18 protein-coding genes are annotated in these 20,728 nt (G+C 65.2%); 8 read left to right on the top strand and 10 right to left on the bottom strand.

The window, feature by feature from the left end:
- Nucleotides 1-32 precede the first annotated feature (32 nt).
- Nucleotides 33-1,352 carry an Hsp70 family protein gene (locus J2R76_RS29320; RefSeq protein ID WP_076834596.1) on the bottom strand — a complete coding sequence of 440 codons (1,320 nt, stop codon included), beginning with the start codon at nt 1,350-1,352 and terminating at the stop codon, nt 33-35.
- 240 nt (nt 1,353-1,592) lie between these two features.
- The gene (locus J2R76_RS29325) at nt 1,593-3,968 is read right to left on the bottom strand and encodes a glucose/quinate/shikimate family membrane-bound PQQ-dependent dehydrogenase (protein WP_141342044.1); all 2,376 of its coding nucleotides are present in this window, start codon (nt 3,966-3,968) and stop codon (nt 1,593-1,595) included.
- 339 nt (nt 3,969-4,307) lie between these two features.
- On the opposite strand from J2R76_RS29325, the gene J2R76_RS29330 reads away from it, so the two are divergent.
- Complete coding sequence (locus J2R76_RS29330) at nt 4,308-5,057, top strand: class I SAM-dependent methyltransferase (RefSeq protein ID WP_076834593.1); 750 nt, start codon at nt 4,308-4,310, stop codon at nt 5,055-5,057.
- A 6-nt stretch (nt 5,058-5,063) separates the two neighbouring features.
- Here the strand turns inward: J2R76_RS29330 and J2R76_RS29335 are convergent, their stop codons facing one another.
- Both J2R76_RS29335 and J2R76_RS29340 read right to left on the bottom strand, forming a co-directional pair.
- Nucleotides 5,064-5,552, bottom strand: a complete 489-nt coding sequence (locus tag J2R76_RS29335) for an SRPBCC family protein (RefSeq protein WP_076834591.1) — start codon at nt 5,550-5,552, stop codon at nt 5,064-5,066.
- 7 nt (nt 5,553-5,559) lie between these two features.
- Nucleotides 5,560-6,516 carry a LysR family transcriptional regulator gene (locus J2R76_RS29340; protein WP_076834588.1) on the bottom strand — a complete coding sequence of 319 codons (957 nt, stop codon included), beginning with the start codon at nt 6,514-6,516 and terminating at the stop codon, nt 5,560-5,562.
- Between the two features lie 101 nt (nt 6,517-6,617).
- On the opposite strand from J2R76_RS29340, the gene J2R76_RS29345 reads away from it, so the two are divergent.
- Together J2R76_RS29345 and J2R76_RS29350 are read left to right on the top strand one after the other, a co-directional pair.
- Nucleotides 6,618-7,799, top strand: coding sequence for an MFS transporter (locus J2R76_RS29345; protein WP_076834586.1), 1,182 nt, complete (start codon nt 6,618-6,620; stop codon nt 7,797-7,799).
- 22 nt (nt 7,800-7,821) lie between these two features.
- Nucleotides 7,822-8,856 carry an aldo/keto reductase gene (locus tag J2R76_RS29350; protein WP_253625290.1) on the top strand — a complete coding sequence of 345 codons (1,035 nt, stop codon included), beginning with the start codon at nt 7,822-7,824 and terminating at the stop codon, nt 8,854-8,856.
- Nucleotides 8,857-8,875: 19 nt separating this feature from the next.
- On the opposite strand, the gene J2R76_RS29355 is transcribed toward J2R76_RS29350, so the two are convergent.
- Nucleotides 8,876-9,778, bottom strand: a complete 903-nt coding sequence (locus J2R76_RS29355) for an AraC family transcriptional regulator (protein ID WP_076834585.1) — start codon at nt 9,776-9,778, stop codon at nt 8,876-8,878.
- A 302-nt stretch (nt 9,779-10,080) separates the two neighbouring features.
- Between J2R76_RS29355 and J2R76_RS29360 the strand changes: the two genes are divergently transcribed.
- Together J2R76_RS29360 and J2R76_RS29365 are read left to right on the top strand one after the other, a co-directional pair.
- Nucleotides 10,081-11,721 carry an NAD(P)/FAD-dependent oxidoreductase gene (locus J2R76_RS29360; protein ID WP_076834583.1) on the top strand — a complete coding sequence of 547 codons (1,641 nt, stop codon included), beginning with the start codon at nt 10,081-10,083 and terminating at the stop codon, nt 11,719-11,721.
- A gap of 89 nt (nt 11,722-11,810) precedes the next feature.
- Nucleotides 11,811-13,004, top strand: a complete 1,194-nt coding sequence (locus J2R76_RS29365) for a serine hydrolase (protein WP_057020890.1) — start codon at nt 11,811-11,813, stop codon at nt 13,002-13,004.
- 26 nt (nt 13,005-13,030) lie between these two features.
- Here the strand turns inward: J2R76_RS29365 and J2R76_RS29370 are convergent, their stop codons facing one another.
- Together J2R76_RS29370 and J2R76_RS29375 are read right to left on the bottom strand one after the other, a co-directional pair.
- Nucleotides 13,031-14,164, bottom strand: coding sequence for a threonine synthase (locus J2R76_RS29370; protein WP_076834581.1), 1,134 nt, complete (start codon nt 14,162-14,164; stop codon nt 13,031-13,033).
- 38 nt (nt 14,165-14,202) lie between these two features.
- Nucleotides 14,203-16,299: an acetoacetate--CoA ligase gene (locus tag J2R76_RS29375; RefSeq protein WP_256522053.1), complete on the bottom strand. Its 2,097-nt coding sequence runs from the start codon at nt 16,297-16,299 to the stop codon at nt 14,203-14,205.
- 132 nt (nt 16,300-16,431) lie between these two features.
- Between J2R76_RS29375 and J2R76_RS29380 the strand changes: the two genes are divergently transcribed.
- Nucleotides 16,432-17,433: a glycoside hydrolase family 3 N-terminal domain-containing protein gene (locus J2R76_RS29380; RefSeq protein WP_076834579.1), complete on the top strand. Its 1,002-nt coding sequence runs from the start codon at nt 16,432-16,434 to the stop codon at nt 17,431-17,433.
- A gap of 96 nt (nt 17,434-17,529) precedes the next feature.
- On the top strand, nt 17,530-17,712 hold the full coding sequence (locus J2R76_RS29385; protein ID WP_141342047.1) for a hypothetical protein: 183 nt from the start codon (nt 17,530-17,532) through the stop codon (nt 17,710-17,712).
- 97 nt (nt 17,713-17,809) lie between these two features.
- Here J2R76_RS29385 and J2R76_RS29390 read toward each other — a convergent pair whose 3' ends face one another.
- Nucleotides 17,810-18,205 carry a hypothetical protein gene (locus tag J2R76_RS29390; RefSeq protein WP_371852191.1) on the bottom strand — a complete coding sequence of 132 codons (396 nt, stop codon included), beginning with the start codon at nt 18,203-18,205 and terminating at the stop codon, nt 17,810-17,812.
- Between the two features lie 600 nt (nt 18,206-18,805).
- On the opposite strand from J2R76_RS29390, the gene J2R76_RS29395 reads away from it, so the two are divergent.
- A complete protein-coding gene (locus J2R76_RS29395) occupies nt 18,806-19,408 on the top strand; it encodes a helix-turn-helix transcriptional regulator (RefSeq protein ID WP_076834577.1) in 603 nt (200 codons plus the stop codon).
- 135 nt (nt 19,409-19,543) lie between these two features.
- Here the strand turns inward: J2R76_RS29395 and J2R76_RS29400 are convergent, their stop codons facing one another.
- The gene (locus tag J2R76_RS29400) at nt 19,544-19,744 is read right to left on the bottom strand and encodes a hypothetical protein (protein ID WP_244559010.1); all 201 of its coding nucleotides are present in this window, start codon (nt 19,742-19,744) and stop codon (nt 19,544-19,546) included.
- 204 nt (nt 19,745-19,948) lie between these two features.
- Nucleotides 19,949-20,668: a Crp/Fnr family transcriptional regulator gene (locus tag J2R76_RS29405; protein WP_057020884.1), complete on the bottom strand. Its 720-nt coding sequence runs from the start codon at nt 20,666-20,668 to the stop codon at nt 19,949-19,951.
- Between the last annotated feature and the right edge of the window lie 60 nt (nt 20,669-20,728).

Raw genomic sequence — 20,728 nt, forward strand, 5'->3', positions numbered from 1 at the left:
ATTGAGCCGGGATCAAGGCGCGAAGCCAGCCGTCACGCGGCCTCGGCGAAGGTCCAGCGGTCTGGATCGGGCGTGTGGCCGATCAAAGCGAGGCCGTAGGCGATCGATTCGAATTGATCCGCCGAAGTCAGCCGTGCCGCGCCGAAGCGCTCGGCGAACAGCCGCTGCACGGCCGGCACGAACGAGGTGCCGCCGGTCAGGAACACCTTCTCGACGTCGCGCGCGGTGATGCCCGCCTTGGCCAGCGCCTCGTCCACCGTCGCGCCGAGCCGCTCGATGTCGTCGGCGATCCAGGATTCGAAATCGTCGCGCGTCACTGTGGCGCCGATATCGATGCCGTCGCGGGCGAAGCGGAACTCGACACGGTCGCGGCTCGACAGCGCGACCTTGGTGTCGGACACGGCGCGATAAAGCGCGAAGCCGAGATCGTGGTCGACGATGGTGATGAAGTCTTGCAGCGGCGCCGGATCGAGCGCGGTGCGCGCGAGCTGCTGCAACTCGCGCAAATCGCCATTGCCCCGCATCATCGCGAGCTGATGCCAGCGGGCGAGGCTCGAATAATAGTGATTGGGGATCGGCAGCACCTTGTCGAACGAGCGGTAGCTAGTGCCCTTGCCGAGTCGCGGCGAGACGATGTGGTCGACGATGCGGTAATCGAAGGTGTCGCCGGCGATGCCGATGCCGGCATGGCCCAGCGGTTCGGCGCGCAGCACGCCGCCCTTGCGCGAGAACCGCATCACGGAGAAGTCGCTGGTGCCGCCGCCGAAATCGGCGACCAGCACGGTGGCATCGTGGTCGAGTGTGCGCGCGAAGGAGAACGCCGCGCCGACCGGCTCGTAGACATAGCGCGCATGGCCGGCGCCGAGCCGCTCGAATGCAGCGCGGTAGCGCTGCATCGCGAGCTCGTCATTGGGATTGCCGCCGGCAAATTTCACCGGACGGCCGACCATGATGGTCGGCGCGCCGAGATCGAATCCTTCGCCGGCATGGCGCGTCAGCGTGCGCAGGAACGCCGCGAGCAGGTCCTCGAACTTGTAGCGTTGCCGGAAGATCTGGGTGGTGTTGAAGGCCGAGCTTGCCGCGAACGTCTTGAACGACTGGATGAAGCGATGGATCGTGCGTCCCTCGAGGAACTGCTCGATCGCCCACGGGCCGCCCTCGGCGCGCGGATGCAGGCCCGCGCCCGGCCGCTCCTCCCAGAAGCACAGCGCGGACACATAGACGCTATGCGTGCGGCCGCCGTGGTCGAAACGAACAGCCTCGACGCGGCCGTCGCCGTCGGACAGCGCGACCACGGTGTTGCTGGTGCCAAAATCGACGCCAATCGAGACGGCGGGCGGGGCGCTCGACATGTCATGCTCGGATTGTCCGTGAAAGGGGGCGGACCTTTAGCGGCTTTGGCCGGATTTGCCAACCCGTCTGGAGCTATCCAGTTGGGCCAGTTCCACCTCCCCTTGGAAAGGGGGGGTCGCTTTGCTCGCCAGAGCAAAGCGGGTGGGGATCCGCGCCCTCCGCAGAGAGCATTGCCTGCGGCTGACCCCCATCCCGACCTTCGGGAAGGAGAAGGAAGATGACGGCCTCGATGACGCGGCTCAATCCTTCAACGCGTAGGCGATGACGTAGTCGCCGCGTTTGGTGCCGAACGAGCCGTGGCCGCCGGCCGCGGTGACGACGTATTGCTTGCCGCCAGCCTCGTAGCTCATCGGCGTCGATTGCGCGCCGGCCGGCAGGCGATCCTCCCAGAGCACCTTGCCGTTGCGGACATCGTAGGCCCGGATCGCGTACTCATAGGTCCCGGTGTAGAACGCAACGCCGCCGGCGGTAGTGATCGGCCCGCCCAGCATCGGCACGCCCATCTTGAATGGAAGCGGCAGCGGCGTGGTGTCCCGGATCGTGCCGTTGGGATGCTGCCAGACGATCTTCATCGTCTTCAGATCGATCGCGGCCATCGAGCCCCATGGCGGCCGGTAGCACGGCACGGAGAGCGGCGAGAGGAAGCTCGAGATGCCGACGCCGAACGGCGTGCCGTACATCGGCTGCACCCCGACCTCGCTGCCGACCGGTTTCTCGGCCGTCGGCGCCGGAGGATTGAGCGGACCGCGCGGAATGAGCCTGGAGGCGAACGGCAACGACATCGGATTGGCGATGGCGATCTGCCTGACAGGATCGACCGCGATGCCGCCCCATTCGAACATGCCGAGATTGCCCGGGAAGACCAGCGTGCCCTGCAACGAGGGCGGCGTGAAGGTGCCTTCGTAGCGCAAGCGGTGGAACATGATCCGGCACAGCAACTGGTCGAAGATCGTGCCGCCCCACATGTCGGCGCCGGTCAGCTTAGCCTCCGGGCGGAAGGTCAGTTCGGAAAATGGCTGGGTCGCTGCAGAGCGGTCGCCGGGCGCGGGCCCTTGCGGCACCGCGCGTTCCGGCGCCGGCACGATCAGCTCGCCGGTCCTGCGGTCGAGCACGAAGATGTTGCCCACCTTGGTCGGCTGGATCAGCGCGGGAACGACGCCCTTGGCCGTCGTCACATCGACCAGGCTCGGTTGCGAGGGAACGTCCATGTCCCAGAGATCATGATGCACGGTCTGGTACGACCAGACGCGCTTGCCGGTGTTGACGTCAAGCGCGACGATGGCGCTGGAATAGCGCTCGACCAGCGCATCGCGATTGCCGCCCCAGATGTCAGGTCCGTTGTTGCCGGTCGGGATGTAGACCAGATTCAATTTCGGATCGAACGAGGCCGTGATCCAGGAATTCGGCGACCCGTTGGTGTAATGACGCGTCGGCGACGGCAATGCGTTCTCGTCCGCCGCGCCGGAATCCCAGGCCCAAACCAGCTTGCCGGTATAGACATCGAAGCCGCGGATCACGCCCGACGGCACCTCGACCGCATAATTGTCGATCACCGCGGCGGCCACGACCAGGATCTTGTCGCTGACGACCGGCGGCGACGTCGGCTCGAAGAAGCCGGCGGTCTTGATCCCCATGCCTTGCTGCAGGTCGAGGATGCCGTGATCGGCGAAGCCATCGCAGAGCTTGCCGCTGTCGGCATCGAGCGCGATCATGCGGCCGTCATTGACGGGCAGGAAGATCCGCCGTGGGCATTCGGCCGGCGCCGAATTGCCGCCAGAGTCGACGGCGCCCTGCGCGGTTTCGTGATAGGAGACGCCGCGGCAAGTCATGTGCTGGAACGTCTTGTTGTGCACGAGCTTGGGGTCGTAGCGCCAGCGCTTCGTGCCGGTCTTGGCGTCGAGCGCGAACAGCACCTGGTGCTGCGAGCAGAGATAGAGCGTGTCGCGCACCTTGATCGGGGTGACCTCGAAGGTGGTCTCCCCGGAATCGTCTGGTGTCTTCACGTCGCCGGTGCGGAAGGTCCAGGCGACCTTGAGGTTGCCGACATTGTCAGGCGTGATCTGCTTCAGCGGCGAATAGCGCTGTCCGAACTGCGTACGTCCATAGGCGCGCCAGTCGCCGTCCGGCTGCGGGTCGGCTTCGCTTTGCGGCACGGCAGAGCCGGACTCGGCAATCGTGCCGTTGATGTCGTGATAGCTGGACAGCAGCCCGGCGATGAGCACCGCCGCAGCAGCGACGACGCCGATCCAGAGTGGCGCCGTCGCGCGCATGTAAGGCACCGGCCCGCTTCGTGTCAGGGCACGAACGATCACCGGCGTAAGCAGCCAAAGGGCCATGGGGAAGATGATGTCGCCACGCGCCGCGAGCGGCCACCAGTCGAACCGCACCTCATAGACGGCCCACGCCAGCGTGCCGAGCAGCACGATCGCAAACAGCCAGAGCGCCTGATGGCGCCGCGCCAGCAACAGCGCAGCCGTGGCGAGAATGCCGACGCCGAGGACAATGTAGAAGGGCGATCCACCTAGTGCGGCGAGCCAAATGCCCCCGCCCGCGAGGACCAGGCCGATCAGGGCGTAGACGATAGCCGTGATGAAGACTGCCCTGGATCGCTGCATGGTCGCCCCGGTGCGGGGGAGGGATCGGGCTTGTCCCGCACAAGCGCGACAGACCGCGTCCGCCATCGCGGACTGTCGTTCAGCCAACCGCAACTTGCAACCTGGAACTGCGATGTTGATGTGCCACAAGCGCGTAAGGTTGCTATGCGAAACCCGCCGAAGCAAATCATTCAAAATGCGCGCATCTTCAACGGGGAGCAGTGGAGCTGCGGGGCTGACGCAAAGGTGAGAGAATTCAGCGAATTTTGAATCGACGCGCTCTTCCAGTCCTGTGCAGGCGCTGCTCTATACCGTTCCGCGGATCGCACCGCGGATGGTTGGCGCGCAGGAGAAGCAACAATGACACTGAACCCCACTGCCGAGAATTATCGTGTCGCGGTCGCCGCCTACGAGGCGGGCCGGCCGAGCTACCCTGCGGAGATCGTCGCCGCGCTGCCGCTTGCGGCCGCGCGCTGCGTCGTTGACCTCGGTGCCGGAACCGGCAAGTTCACCCGCCTGCTGCTGCAGCATTTGCCCGCGGCTGCGCGCCTGATCGCGGTCGAGCCCGTCGCCGAGATGTCGGCCAGGCTGGCCAGGGAAGCCGGGGTGGAGGTCATCAACACGCGCGCCGATGCGATCAATCTTGATACCGGCAGCGTCGACCTCGTCACCTGCGCCCAGGCGTTCCACTGGTTCGACAACGAGGCGTCGGTGGCCGAGATCGCGCGACTGCTGCATCCCGGCGGGACGCTTGCGCTGGTCTGGAACAACCGGGATGACCGCACGCCGTGGGTCGACGCGTTGTCCGTCATGATCGAGGGCTATGCGGGCGACACGCCCCGGCAACGGACCGGACGCTGGCGCTGGATCCTGAAGGACCCGCGCTTCGTGCTTGAGAGGGAAATCGCGCAGGACCATCCGCACCGGATGAAGCGACAGGACGTCTTCGAGCGCATCGCATCGACGAGCTATGTCGCCAATTTGCCCGATGCGGAGAAGGCGATCCTGCGCGACAAGACCGACAATATCCTGCGCGAAGCCGGTCTCGGCGACGCCGACGAAGTGGTGTTTCCCTATGTCACGCAGCTCTTCTTGCTGAAGCGGGCATAGACCGCGCTATTGCGCGGCACGTCCTTGCTCGACCGCCTGCTTCAGGCGCGGCAGCGTCATGCGCCAGTAGAAGGCAACGTGTTTGGCGCCTGAGTCAGGCCCGATTTCCCAGCCGCTTCCGCGGCGGATCGGCGAAGGCGGCACCTGCTGGGTGACGGTCAGCACCGTTTCGCCGCCGTCAGGCGCGAGCGTCATCGTGATCGTTGCATAGGATTGCGGAACATCCGGCAGGCCGGAGACCTGCGACCAATAGGAGTATTCGAGCCGCATCGGCGGCTCGATATGGAGGACGCGGCCCCTGTCGCGATAGCGCTTTGTGCCGATCTCCGCCTCGATCTCGATCGGCGCGCCGATCCGCCAATCGGTCCTGAAATGCGCGTTGCGCCATCTCTCGCCCGCTTTGGAGTCCATGATCGCGTCCCACACCTGCCTTGGCTCGGCAGCGATGCGGATCGTTTCGGTGACGGACTGAAAGGCCGGGGGCTCGTGCGTCATCGAATGCTCACTTGTCGCCCACGACCTTCCATTTTCCATCGGCGCCGCGCCGCAGCGAGGGATCGCCGATGCGGATGTGTTGCGCAAGAAAATCGATGAAAGCGCGGACCCGTGCCGGCAGCGGGCCGGCATGGCCGACATAGACCGCGTGGATGTCCTCGCGGTCGCCGGGATTGAGATTTTGCAGCACCGGCACCAGGCGCCCGGCCTCGATATCGGGGCCGATGTGAAACAGCGCCAATCGTCCGAGCCCGATACCGCCGAGCGTGAGCTGGCGCGCGGCTTCGCCGTCACTGACGCGGGCAACCGGCGGCGGCAGCGCTTCTTCGATCCGTTCAGCGCGGCGAAACGGCCAGCCGCGGATGCTGCGTGGAAAGGTCCAGCCGATGCCGCGATGGTCGGCGAGGTCGGCCGGCGTCTTCGGCGTGCCGAAGCGGGCGAGGTAGGACGGCGCGGCGGCCACCACCATGCGGCTGGTGCCGAGCTTGCGTGCGATCAGCCGCGAGGCGCCGAGCGGGCCGACCCGGATCGCGACATCAGCGCGCGCCTGCATCAGATCGACCAGCGTGTCGGTCAGCACGATGTCGAGCGTGATATCGGGATGTTCGCGCATGAAGCGCGGCAGCAGCGGCATCACATGCAGCATGCCGAACGGGATGTTGCTGTTCACGGTGAGATGGCCGCGCGGCACGCATGAGGCGGCCTCGCGTTCGGCCTCGTCGATATCGGCGAGGATGCGCTGGGCGCGCTGATAGAAGGCCTGGCCTTCCTCGGTGAGCTGCAGCTTGCGCGTGGTGCGGTTGACCAGCCGCGTGCCGAGCCGGGTCTCGAGCCGCGAGACCAGCTTGCTGACGCCGGACGGTGTCTGGCGCAGGCTGTTCGCGGCAGCCGTGAAGCCGCCGAGATCGACGACGCGGACGAATACGTCCATCTCGCCGGAGCGGTTGGTATCTGTGCGGGCCATCTTGAATTCAAGTCACAAATGATTGGATTGCGGTCATTCTAATCCTTCCCCGCCCGGACCGCTATCTCGCTTTGCGGAATCCTTTTTGTCCGGAGCGACACATGCCTGCTGCAGTCCTTGCCTTGACCGCCGGTGCCTTTGGTATCGGCACCACCGAATTCCTCATCATGGGACTGCTGCTGCAAGTCGCCGCCGACATGCAGGTATCCGTATCCGCGGCTGGCCTGCTGATCTCCGGCTATGCGCTCGGCGTATTCGTCGGCGCGCCGATCCTGACGCTGGCAACACGGCGGATGCCGCGCAAGGCGGTTTTGCTGGCGCTGATGGCGATCTTCACGCTCGGCAACGCAGCGTGTGCGCTGGCGCCGAGCTACGGGCTCTTGATGGCGGCACGCATTCTCACCTCGCTGGCGCACGGCACCTTCTTCGGCGTCGGCTCCGTGGTGGCGACAGGCCTCGTCCCGGAAGACAAGCGCGCGTCGGCGATCGCCACGATGTTCATCGGGCTCACGGTCGCGACCCTGCTCGGCGTGCCCTTCGGCGCTTGGTTCGGGCTGATGCTCGGCTGGCGCGCGGCGTTCTGGGCGGTGGCGGCGATCGGCGTGATCGCGTTCATCGTGCTGGCGGTGCTGGTCCCCGGCCATGTCGGCGCCAACGACAAGCCTGCGCCGCTGCGCGAGGAACTCGCCGTGCTCGGCCGCCCGCAGGTGTTGCTCGGGCTTGCCATGACGGTGTTCGGCTTCGGCGGGCTGTTCGCGGTCTTCACCTATGTGCAGCCGATCCTGACGCGGCTCACCGGATTCTCCGACGCCGCGGTGTCGCCGATCCTGCTGGTGTTCGGTGCCGGCCTTGCGATCGGCAACGTCGCCGGCGGACGGCTCGCCGACAAGGGACTTGCGCGGGCGCTGCTGGTGTCGCTCGGCGGCCTCGCCGCCGTGCTCGTCGCGCTGACGGCGGTCGTCTCGATCAAGGCATTGGCGGTCGTGCTGCTGTTCATTCTCGGCATCGCCGCGTTCGCGACCGTCGCGCCGCTGCAGCTCCGCGTGCTCGAAGCCGCCGGCGTCGAAGGGCGGACGCTGGCCTCCAGCCTGAACATCGCGGCGTTCAATCTCGGCAACGCGCTCGGCGCCTGGGCCGGCGGCGTCACCATCGATCGCGGCCTCGGCCTCGGCGCGCTGCCGCTGGTGGCCGCCGTCATCACTGCAATCGGCCTGCTGCTCGCGCTGTGGAGCCTGCGCCTCGATCGGCCGATCGCGCTCGCCGCGCAGTGCCCGGCGGAATGAATCGGATCAAGGGAGCATGACCATGGAATACCGCAATCTCGGTGCATCCGGCCTGAAGGTCCCCGTGCTTAGCTTCGGCGCCGGCACCTTCGGTGGCCAGGGGCCGCTGTTCTCGGCCTGGGGCCGCAGCGACGCCAGCGAGGCGCGCCGGTTGATCGACATCTGCCTCGAGGCCGGCGTCAATTTGTTCGACACCGCCGATGTCTATTCAAACGGCGCGTCGGAGGAGATCCTCGGCGCCGCGATCAAGGGCCGCCGCGACAAGGTGTTGATCTCGACCAAGACCGGCCTGCCGATGGGCGACGGCCCGCTCGATGCCGGTACGTCGCGATATCGCCTGGCCGCCGCGGTCGACGCCGCGCTTCGCCGGCTCAACACCGACTATATCGACCTGCTGCAGCTTCATGCTTTCGATGCCTTCACGCCGGTCGATGAAGTGCTGTCGACGCTCGATGCGCTGGTGCGCGCCGGCAAGCTGCGCTATGTCGGCGCCTCGAATTTCTCCGGCTGGCATCTGATGAAATCGCTCGGTGCCGCCGAGCGGCACGGCTGGCCGCGCTATGTGGCGCACCAGGTCTATTATTCGCTGGTCGGCCGCGACTATGAATCCGAGCTGATGCCGCTCGCGCTCGACCAGGGCGTCGGCGCGCTGGTCTGGAGCCCGCTCGGCTGGGGCCGCCTCACCGGCAAGATCAGGCGCGGGCAGCCATTGCCGACCAACAGCCGCCTGCACGAGACCGCGCAGTTCGGGCCGCCGGTCGACGACGAGAAGCTTTACGCGATCGTCGACGCGCTGGACGCGGTCGCCACGGAGACCGGCCGCAGCGTGCCGCAGATCGCGATTGCCTGGCTGTTGGCGCGGCCGAGCGTGTCGTCCGTAATCATTGGCGCCCGCGATGAGGCGCAGTTGCGCGACAATCTCGGCGCGGTCGGATGGTCGCTCTCGCCGGACCAGATCGCGCGTCTCGACCGCGCGAGCGCAGTGATGCCGGCCTATCCCTACTATCCCTACCGAATCCAGGAAGGCTTCGCGCGCCTCAATCCGCCGCCAGTGTGAGTCCGTCGCAGACTCGGTCTCATGCCTGGACGGTGTGCTCGCAGACCTGCCGGCGGTATTCCGCCGGCGTCACGTTCATGTGCTGCCGGAACACGCGATTGAGGTGGCTTTGATCGGCGAAGCCGGCGAGCAGCGCGATCTCCTTCAGCGCGACGCGGTCCTTGCGCAGATGCTGGCACGCATGCTCCACCTTGCGCCGCAGGACATAGGCATGCGGCCGCATGCCGTAATGCACGCGGAATTTGCGGGCGAACTGGACCGGCGTGCAATTGCAGATGTTCGCGAGCTCCTCCAGCGTGATGTTCCGGAAGATGTTCTGCTCGATATAGTCCTCGATCAGCCGGGCATGCGCCGGGCGAAAGGGTCCTTGCGCGCAGGGCATCTTGAACTCGATCGCCGCATATTTCCGCAGGATATGCACGCTCGCCTGCAGCGCCAGTGCATCATAGCAGAGCCGTCCACCGGGACCGCCCGCGGCGACTTCCTGGACCATTTGATCGTTGATCCAGGTCAGCATTGGGTCTTCGACCTTGAGCAGGTCGTGAATCTCGATCGTTTCGGCGTCGCGGTCGAAGGCATCGCTCGCGGTCTTCGTCATGAGGGCAGGAGAGATGTAGAAATGGCTGACCTCAATGTCGTTGTTCCAATGCCAGCTTGACGGCTCGGCGCGCGTCATGAGCGACGTGACGCCGCGACCGACTTGATCCTGCTTCCACGCGCCGGTGACGCGGCGGTTCATCGACGTCACGCCGTCGCGATAGAGCACCAGGAGGAAGTTTGCCGACGGCGGGACCCAGATATCCGACGGCGCATAGCGGAAAATTCGCAGCCGGAAATCGCTTCTCCCGACTGACAAACTATCCAGCTTCATCTCGCCGGGAGCGTAGCGCGGCAGCTCCTCGACCGTGATCAATTGGCCCATCGCGTGAGCCTCCTCCCTGGGATTGGTGGCGCGGTTGACCGCTTGTTCTTGGCCGGACGGCTGAGCGCAGAATAGGCCGCTTTCGCCATTTGCCAAGCCGACCAACGGCCGGTGCTCGATTGCACGGTCGCGTTCCAGAGATTGTCGGTTTCATCCAAGCCGCGCGGCCGAACGGCCCGTAGCCTGCTCTGCGTTTCGGCGACAACGCGAACGGCCGAGACCCAAATTGACGCAACGCACCATCATCCGGCGACACCGCGGGTGGGAAGGTGCGTGCGAGAAGCCAGACACAGGAGGAAACCATGACCGAGACCGTCACAAGGTCGAAAGGAAGCAATGGTGCGCATGCAACGACCAAGCTCGACGCCGTGGTCGTCGGCGCCGGCGTCGCCGGTCTCTATCAATTGTTCCGCCTGCGTGAGCAGGGACTGAGCGTGAAGGCGATCGACGCCGGGTCCAGCGTCGGCGGCACCTGGTACTGGAACCGTTATCCCGGGGCGCGCTTCGATTCCGAAGGCCACACCTATCAGTACCTGTTCTCCGAGGAGCTCTACAAAGGCTGGAGCTGGAGCGAGCGATTCCCGGGCCAGCCGGAAATCGAGCGCTGGCTGAACTACGTCGCCGACCGCCTCGACCTCAGGAAGGACATTCAATTCGGCACCACGGTGAAGAGCGCGCATTTCGATGAGGCGACACAACGCTGGCTGGTCGCGACCGACCAGGGCGACGTGATCGATACCCAGTTCCTCGTCACCTGCTGCGGCATGCTCTCGGCCCCGCACGTGTCCTTCCCGGGACAGGAGACGTTCAAGGGCAAGCTGTTCCACACCGCGCGCTGGCCCAAGGGGCCGATCGAGCTTGCCGGCAAACGCGTCGGCGTGGTCGGCAATGGCGCGACCGGAATCCAGGTGATCCAGTCGATCGCCGGTGAGGTCGGCCACCTCAAGGTGTTCATCCGCACCCCGCAATACATCATCCCGATGAAGAACCCGAAATGGGACGCGTCGGATGCCGAGGCCTACAAGTCGAAGTTCAAATTCCTCACCGAGCGGCTGCCGAAGACGTTCACCGGATTCGAATTCGACTTCGAGCACGCCTGGGCCGACCTGACGCCACAGCAGCGCCGCGAGGTGATCGAGGACTGCTGGAACGACGGATCCCTGAAGCTGTGGGTCTCGTCCTTCGCCGAACTGTTCTTCGACGAAGCCGTCAACGCCGAGGTCACCGAATTCGTCCGCGAGAAGATGCGCGAGCGGATCAAGGACCCCAAGCTGTGCGAACAGCTGATTCCCGCCGACTACGGCTTCGGCACGCACCGGGTGCCGCTCGAGAGCAATTTCCTCGAGGCCTTCCACCGGCCCAATGTCGAGATCGTCAGCGTCAAGAACAATCCGATCGCCCGCATCACGCCTGAGGGCATCCAGACCGCCGACGGCACGGTGCACGAGTTCGACGTCATCATCCTGGCGACCGGCTTCGACGCCGGAACGGGAGCGCTGACGCGGATCGACATCCGCGGCCGCGACGGGCGATCGCTGAAGGACGATTGGGGCAGGGACATCCGCACCACGATGGGCTTGCAGGTCCATGGCTATCCGAATCTGTTCACAACGGCGGTGCCGCTCGCGCCCTCGGCCGCACTCTGCAACATGACCACCTGCCTGCAGCAGCAGGTGGAGTGGATTGCCGACTGCATCAAATATTTGCGCGGCAAGAACCTGAACGTCATCGAGCCGACCAGGGATACCGAGGATCAGTGGGTGGCGCATCACGATGAGACCGCCAACGCAACGCTGATCGCCAAGACCAACTCCTGGTACCTGGGCTCCAATGTCGAGGGCAAGCCGCGCCGGGTGCTGTCCTATTGCGGCGGTGTCGGCACCTATCGCCAGAAATGCGATGAGGTCGCCGCGAGCGGCTATCGCGGTTTTGCCACGCAGTAGGGCTGACCGCATTTCGACCGCGTAGCCGGATGGAGCGAAGCGTAATCCGGGCTGCGCGGGTCAACATCACAAAACACAGGAGGAAGACAATGAGCACGAATTTCAGTGCAGCCGCCGATGCAATCCTTGACGGCGTCGTGACTTCAAACCCGCGCGTTCCCGGCGTCGTTGCGATGGTGACCGACCGCCATCGCAACATCTATGAAGGTGCCGCCGGCAAGCGCCGCCTCGACCAGCCCGCCGATATGACGGCCGATAGCGTGTTCGCGATCTTCTCGACCACCAAGGCGATCACCGGGACGGCCGTCCTGCAGCTCGTCGAGGAAGGCAAGCTCGATCTCGACGCACCCGCCAGGACCTACGCGCCCGACATCGGCAAGCTCCAGGTGATCGAGGGTTTTGACGACAAGGGCGAGCCGCGGCTGCGTCCGCCGAAGCGCGACATCACCACCCGCATGCTGATGGTCCACAGCGCGGGTCTGAGCTACGACTTCATCAATCACACCTATAACCGGCTGGCGCAAGAGAAGGGGCAGCCCAGCGTCATCACGGCATCCAAGGCTTCGCTGATGACGCCGCTGCTGTTCGATCCAGGCGAGCGCTGGGAATACGGCACCAACATGGATTGGTGCGGCCAGATCGTCGAGGCCATCGCCGGCAGGCGGCTCGGCGAGGTCTTCAGGACGCGGATCTTCGAGCCGCTCGGGATCATGGACACGACGTTCGAGCTCACCGACGCGATGCGTCGCAAGCTCGCCGGCATCCACGCCCGCAACGCCGACGGCTCACTCACGCCGATGGATTTCGAGCTGCCGGCCAATCCCGAGATCCACATGGGCGGCCACGGGCTTTACGGCACCATCGGCGACTACATGCGATTCATCCGGATGTGGCTGAACGACGGCGCCGGCGAGCATGGGCGGGTCCTGAAGGCGGAGACCGTGCGGATGGCGGAGAAGAACCATCTCGGCAACAACAAGGTCACCGCGATCACCGGCGTGATCACCTCGCTCGCCAACGACGCCGAGTTCTTCCCCGGTCAGTCGAAATCCTGGGCGCTGAGCTTCATGATCAATGAGGAGCAGGCTCCGACCGGCCGCCCCGCCGGCGCGCTCGGCTGGGCTGGGCTGGCCAATTTGTTCTACTGGATCGATCGGCAGAACGGTTTTGGCGGATACTGGGCGACGCAGATCCTGCCGTTTGGCGATCCGACGTCCTTTATCGGCTACATCAATTTCGAGACCGCGTTCTACGAATCCCTGAGGCTGCGCAAGGCGGGATAGGGACAGCTCATCGAAGCGTGCCAAAGCTAGCTCGCTCCGAGCAGCTCCGTGATCAGCCCCGCCGCCTTGATCCCGGTGCCGCTGATGATGACGACGGTGCGCTCCGCCGGCCGGATCGCGCCGCGCGCCTTCAGGACATCGAGCGCGGCGGCGGCCGAGGCCGAGGTCGGCTCGACGAACAGACCGGTCTGCGCCAACCGCTTCAACGCGGCGACGATGCCGTCTTCGGGAATTGCGACGGTGCCGCCGCCGCTCTCCTTCAGTGCCGCGATCATCTGCTTCAGCCGCAGCGGATGCTTGATCGCGGTGCCCTCGGCGATGGTCTTGCGGACCGCGCGATCGACCGGCGTGTCGACGCCGGCGGCGAAGCTGGCATCGACCGGCGAGCAGTTGAGCGGCTGCGCCGCGAACAGGCGCGGCAGGCGCGCGATCTGCCCGGCCGCCAGCAGTTCCTTGAAGCCGATATAGCAGCCGAGCAGGCTGCTGCCGGCGCCGACCGGCATGATGACATTGTCGGGCGCGGTGAAGCCGAAATCTTCCCAGATCTCATAGGCCAGCGACTTGGTGCCCTGCAGGAAGAACGGTTGCCAGTTGTGGCTGGAGTAGAAGATCTGCTTCGACTGGCGGATCGCCTCTGCCTCGGATTCCTCGCGCGGGCCTTCGACCAGCTGCACCTCGGCACCGAAGGCGTGCATCTGCGCCACCTTCATCGGCGACGTCGTGGCCGGCGCAAGGATCCTGACCCGCATGCCGCCGGCCGCGCCATAGGCCGAGACCGACGCGCCGCCATTGCCGGAAGAGTCCTCCAGCACCGCATCGACGCCGAGCTGGCGCAGGAACGACAGCATCACCGTGGTACCGCGATCCTTGAAGCTTGCGGTCGGATTGAACCATTCGAGCTTGAAATGCGGCCGCAGATCATCCCACGCCTTCTCGACGGCTGGCGTGCAGCCTTCGCCCATCGTGATCGGCCGCCTGATCTCGACCGGCAGCGCCGCGCGGTAGCGCCACAGCGACCGCGTCGTGCGATCGATGTCGTCGCGGGAGATGCCCGGCAGCGGCGTTATCAGGAGCGGCTTGCCTTCGTCGGAGCACCAGCGCGGGATATCCAGCGGATAGAGCTTTCCGTTGAGCGGGTCGATGTAGCTGGGTGAAGGCATGTCGTGAAATCCCAAACGCGAGTGGCATTCAGCGGCCGTTACGCCGCACCGGCCTGCCTGCTCAGATAACTCTTTGCAAAATCGAGATACCAGTCGAGGCATCCTGGATTGGCCATCGCATCGCGATTGATGATCTTCTCGACGGGGTGGCCGAGCAGCAGCTTCTTGACCGGCAGCTCCTGCTTTTTGCCGGACAGCGTGCGCGGAATTTCCGCCACCACGAAGATGTCGTTGGGCAGGAAGCGGCGCGACAGCCCGGCCTCGACCGCCTTGTTGATCTTCGCCTTCATCGCGGCATCGAGCGCGATGCCCTCGCGCAGCACCACGAACAGCGGCATGTAGCTGTCGCGGCCGAGATATTCGAGGTCGACGACCATCGAATCCAGCACCTCCGGCAGCGCCTCGATCGCGGAATAGAGCTCGCTGGTGCCCATCCGCAAGCCATGGCGGTTGATGGTGGCGTCGCTGCGGCCATAGATCACGCAGGAGCCGTCGGGGTTGATCTTGAGCCAGTCGCCATGCCGCCACACCGGGCCGCGGCCACTTCCGTCGAAATTGTCGGGGTAGGTCTCGAAATAGCTGGAAAGGTAGCGCGCATTGCCGGGATCGTTCCAGAAGCGCAGCGGCATCGAGGGCAGCGGCTCGGTGCAGACGAGCTCGCCGACCTCGTCGATCACCGCGCGCCCCTGCTCGTCGAACGCTTCCACCGCGCAGCCGAGCAGGCGGCATTGCATGATGCCCGGCGTCTGCGGCAATTCGCGATTGCCGCCGATGAAGGCGCCGGCGAAGTCGGTGCCGCCGGAAATATTGGCCCACCACATATCGGCCTGCGCGGCGTTGCCGTTCTGCTTCGCAAGCGCGGCGAAGCGCTCGTTGAACCAGGCCTGGGTGTCGGCGCTGAGCGGCGAGCCGGTCGAGCCGAGCGTGCGCAGGCCGGAGAGGTCGCCGACGGCAGCGAGATCGATTTCCGCCTTGGTGCAATTGGCAAAGAACGCCGCCCCTGCGCCGAAGAAGGTGGCCTTGGCGTCGGCGACGAAGCGCCACAGCGTGGTCCAGTCGGGCTTGTCCTTGGTGCCGCCGGGACTGCCGTCGAAAATGCAGCAGGTCGTGCCGTTGAGCAGGCCGTTGGCCTGGCAATTCCACATGATCCAGCCGGTCGAAGAGTACCAGTGGAAGCGTTCGCCGAACGAGTTTGGCTGATAGCTGCAGCCGATGTCGTTGTGCAGGGTCGAGAGCGGCAGCGCCACGACGATGATGCCGCCATGGCTGTGCAGGATCGGTTTCGGCAATCCGGTGGTGCCTGAGGAATAGACGATCCAGAGCGGATGATCGAACGGCAGCCATTCCGGCTCGAAGGCGTCGATCTCCGCACTCCGGCCCGCGAGGATCGCTGACAATCGCGTCTCGGACGGCGCGGCGTCGCTGTGCAGGATGACATGCTGCACGGTCGGCAGCGCGCGCCGCAATTCCTCGATCACACCTTGCCGGTCGTGGCGGCGGCCGGCATAGGTCACGGCGTCGCAGGCGATCAGCACCTTCGGCTCGATCTGCTTGAAGCGATCGATCACCGCGGGTGCCGCCATGTCAGGCGCGCAGACGCTCCAGACCGCGCCCAGGCTCGCGGTCGCGAGGAACGCGATGATCGTCTCGGGAATGTTCGGCAAGTAGGCGGCGACGCGATCGCCGGCGCGCACGCCGTTGGCCTTCAGATGCAGCGCCAGCGCTGCCGATTTGCGCTGCAGCTCGGGCCAGCTCGTCTCCGAGAGCTTGCCGTCCTCGCCGCTCGAGATCAGGGCCGGCAGGCCTGCGGCATGCGCCGGCGCGACGTGGCGGAAGACCTGGCGCGCGTAATTCACCGAAGCGCCGGGAAACCACACCGCGCCCGGCATCTTGCGCTCGGCCAGCACCGCCGAATGCGGCGTCGGCGAGCGCAGGTCGAAATAATCCCACACGCTCTGCCAGAAGGCGTCGATATCGGTGACCGACCAGCGCCGCATCGCCTCGAAATCCGCAAATTCAAGGCCGCGCGTCTGCTTCAGCCATTGGCGGTAAAGAGCCATTTGCGGGACGTAAGCTGCTGTCATGGGCGGTTTCCGAAAGTCCTTGTGTCGTGGCGGGCGACCGAGGCCCGCCAGCGTGTCTTAACATAGTGATGCGAGCACGGGGAACGCAGTCGAGCAGCAAGCTGCGTCATATTCTTACCGCCGCCGCAGCGTGCTATCCCATCGGGCGCGGCTGATTCCATGCGGCAACTGAATCGAGCGGCCATGTCCGTCGGCGAACTCTTCATTCTCGGCTTTTACGGCAAGGTCGTTCCGCCCTGGCTGAAGGAATTTGCCGCGCAGTTCGGGCTCGGCGGGGTAATCCTGTTCGACTATTCCTGCCAGACCCGGCAGTATGACAACAACATCGCCTCGCCCGCGCAGGTGCAGTCGCTCTGCGCCGAGATCGCGGCGCTGCCGTCGCGGCCGCTGGTCTTCATCGACCAGGAGGGCGGCCTGGTGCGCCGGCTCAAGGACAGCTGCGGTTTTCAGCCGCTGCCGAGCGCGAAGGAGTTCAACCTGCTCGCGCGCGCGGAAAAGCAGACGGTGCTGGCCGCAAGCTACGGCGAGCTGCGCCGGCTCGGCATCCGCTACAATTTCGCGCCTGTCATCGACGTCGACTACAATCCCGACAATCCCAACATCGGCAGGATCAAGCGGTCCTATTCGCCCGATATCGGTGAGGTCGAGGCCAATGCCCGGCTGGTCGACGCTGCGGCGCGGCAGGCGGGAGTAGGCCTCTGCCTGAAGCATTTTCCGGGCATCGGCGGTGCAAGCGTCGATTCGCACCTGGAGTTCATGGACATTTCCGATGCGCTGCGTCCCGAGCAGGAGGAGCTGTTCTACGCGTTGGCGCCGCGCACCTATGGCGATGCGGTGCTGGTCAGCCACGCCATTGTCCGGCAGTGGGACGCGCAGCGTCCGATGACATTGTCATCGGCCGGGCTCGGCCGGCTTCGCCGTCGTCTGCCCGAGACGCTGCTGATCACCGACGACATGCAGATGCAGGGGCTGCAGAAGGCGCTCGGCACAAGCGCGGCCAGCCTGCAGTCGATCGCCGCCGGCATGGACATGATCTGCATCGGCAACAATCTGTTCGACCAGGAGCAGGGGATGGCCGGCATCGCCGCGGCGGTCGCGGGTGCGGTGCAGGATGGATCACTCGATCAGGCCGCGGTGCGGCGATCCATTGCGCGCGTGCAAAAGCGCAAGGCGCTGTTCGCCTGACGGCGTTGAACCAAATTTTGCGTCGGGCGACCACAAGGTGTGGAACCAAATTTCATTGCCGCGATTTAACAATGACGCTCATCGGGGCTGACAACCATGAAGATGCTCAAGCGTCTCTTCCGATTGACCTGGCTACGTCGGGCCGCACGCAAACCAGCCGATTTTCCGCCTGCCTCCATCGATCCTGACGAATTCAGCCGCCTGCTTTGCAGCGGGCGCGCCGAGGATTTGCGGATACTGGCAAAGCGATTGAGCCAGCGCTCGCGGGCCCACGCATAGGCGGTGGATCGGATCCAATCGCTAGCCTGGTCTTCGGCCAAAACCGGCAAGTCCGGCGCGCGGCCCTGACTCCCGGCATCGGTCTCGATGCGACCGGCTACTGCTTTGCTTTTTCATGATTGCCGATCCCGACCGCCTTGTAGTCGTAGGTCGGGTAGAACTCGGTGTGGTAGGCGCCCCAGGCGCTGTTCTCGATGACGCGGTTGACCTCGCGCAGCCGCGATGCCGGCAACCGCAGCGTCACCACCTGGCCGATCCCCATCATCACGTACCAGCTGACGACCTCGACACCCTCGGGCGGAAACGCCTTGTAGAAGCCCTGCCGCTCAAGCTGGGCATTGAGCTCACCGAGCGGTCGTGACTGATCATGCTTGAAGAAGATGGTGAGCATGACCGCGGTGTCGGGCGTCGGCGTTGCATCGCTGGTCGGCGGGGTCTGGGCCTGCGCGCCTGCGCTAAGCAGCAGTGCCGCGGCGAGCGCCGCAATCGTCATCAAGGAAATCCAGGATCCGTTCCGCCCTCGCTTCATGGCCGCGCCCTTATTGCTGATCGAGAGGCGGCGATCATCGCGACGCCTGCCGGGGCTGTAAATTGACATTCGCCTGATCCGGTGCCTGCCCGACGCTTCTCGGTTGATGTGAACCGTCTCATAGGTGCGCGCGCCCGCGTGCGGTATGCCGGGGCCATCCCGATGCCCAGAGGGATGATCGATGACGACCCGGCGAATGGCGTATTGGTGGTTCAGGTTCGTTCTTTCGGGGCGGTTCCTGCAGAAATTCCTTCGGCTCCGGCGCCCCTGAGGCGCCGGGCCGCGAATTCCGGCCTTTTTCAATCCGGAACCAGGGGGGCCGGAAATGGCTGCCCGAACCGTTGAAGGTCGATGCCCGGCGGAGAATCCCGCCGGTGGCAGCCTCGCCCATCCGTCCCGTAAGAATACTGTAATTCGACTCAAATATGCGAGGTTTGTTGCCAAATCAGCGGTAATCTGCACCTGCTTGGCAGGTCGGGGCCCGAGGTCACAGTTGCGTCACCCGTAGTTCTACGGAGTCCCGCGTTAACGCGGCCACAAGTTCACCTTTGGTAAACCATACTTATGACGCAACATGACAACCGAGCCGAGGCGCGCCTTCCGGCATGGACGGGTGGAACCGCGACGCTCGAGCCGCAGTCGCTTGACACTCAGGGACCCGCAGGGCCGCGGCCGCAGGCGGACGCCGGTGCCGCGATCGTCCGGCAGTTCAATGGGCCGGTGACGGCGCTGCTGCTCTATATGAACGAACTCAAGCAGCACAGTCAGCAATTCGCGCACGCGCCCGGCAACGGCGTCTATCTGCGGCAGGTGATCGAGAACGCGCTCGAGCAGACCGAGCGCGTGTCCGCGATGCTGAAGCAGATTTCCGACCTCTATCCCAATGCCGTCCCGGCCGCAGACCTCAAGCCGCCGGGCGACGACAAGCCGGCAGGCTCCCGGTCGCCGGATGTCGTGTTCGCACCGGAAGCCGGCCGCAAGCCATTGACCAAGCGCGAGCGTGAAGTGCTAAGCCTGATCAGCGACGGCTATTCCAACAAGCAGGGCGCGCTGCGGATGAACATCAGCCCGCGCACGTTCGAGAGCCATCGCGCCGAGGCGATGCGCAAGCTCGGGGCGCGCAACACCGCCGACCTCGTCCGCAAGGCCTTGCTGCATTCGGCATAGAGCGTTTTCAAGCGAAGTGGTTCGCGCAAAGAAGACGCGTCAAAACTGAAAACCAGAGCCCCGTTCCGATACCATCGGAATGGGGCTCTGAGCGGTGTTCGGTTCGTTAGGACCCGGTTCTCAGAAATCGTCTTTTCAGAAATCGTCTTCCGCGGCGAAGCACAGGCGCGGTGCGAGCCGCGCGGCCGTCGCGGATGCCTTCGGTTCATCCGGAACGATCGTGACCACCCATGCCGCGGTCGCGCCAGACCTGCTTTCGACGATCGCGCGCACGCGTCCCGTGACGATCGCGCCGGCCGACCGTATGGTGGCGGTCCGGCCGTTGAACTGGGCCATGCGGAAGCGCCGGGCTTCCTTCCGGTCGGTCGTCTGGTACGTGAACATCGGCTCCCCCGTGCGTCCACGTGAATGTGAGGAAACAGCGTTATCCGACGATGAAAATCGCACGCCGTAGAAGTACGGCTTGCACAGCGGTCAGAGCGCTTTTGAGCGAAGCGGGTGCCGGCTTGCGCGAAGAAGACGCGGCAAAAACAACAAACTCTAACGGCCGACTTCCTGACAATTCAGCAGTCCGGCATATTGCGCCTTGACCGCGGCGTAGCATTCGCACGCCGTCTTGATCAGCCCATCCGCGTTGGTGATCTCGATGTGCCCGCGGCTGTAGTGGATGAAATTGGCCTGTTGCAGGGTATGCGCGACCAGCGACACGCTGTTGCGGCGCGCGCCGATCATCTGCGCCATCGCCTCCTGCGTCAGGACGATCTTGTTGCTGCCGGAGAGATCGCGCGTGTGCAGCAGGCATCGCGCCAGCCGTGACTCCACGGTGTGCGCGGCGTTGCAGCCGGCGGTCTGCTGGATCTGGGCATAGACGGCGAGCCCGTGCCGGATCAATCTCGCGCGAAGCGTCGGGCTCTGGCCGGCAGCTGCGCGCAACGGCTCGAGTTCCACGGTCGAGGCGACGCCGGGCACCAGCACCGTGGCGTTGTTGAGGACAGGCCCTTCGACGAGCGGGGCGAATGCGCCATAGATGCTGTCGCGGCCGACCATCGCGACCTGCACGCGCTCGCCTCTAGCCAGCTTGACCACCAGCGAGATCACGCCCTTGTGCGGCATGTATGTCCGCTTGAGCATCTCGTCGGTCTCGACCAGGACCGAATCGGCCGCGAGGTCGACCGTCCGCAGATGCGGCCGAATCAATTCGAAATCGCTCGCCGAGAGCGACGCCAGGAATCCGTTGGGTGATCGAGGAACCGTTTCCAAAGCAACCTCCAGCCTGCCGGCAAAGCTTGTCTCTGGGCCCAGGGCTGACGTGCGGCTGGA

The organism is Bradyrhizobium sp. USDA 4532 (assembly GCF_024171315.1).
GTDB classification, from domain to species: Bacteria; Pseudomonadota; Alphaproteobacteria; order Rhizobiales; family Xanthobacteraceae; genus Bradyrhizobium; species Bradyrhizobium australafricanum.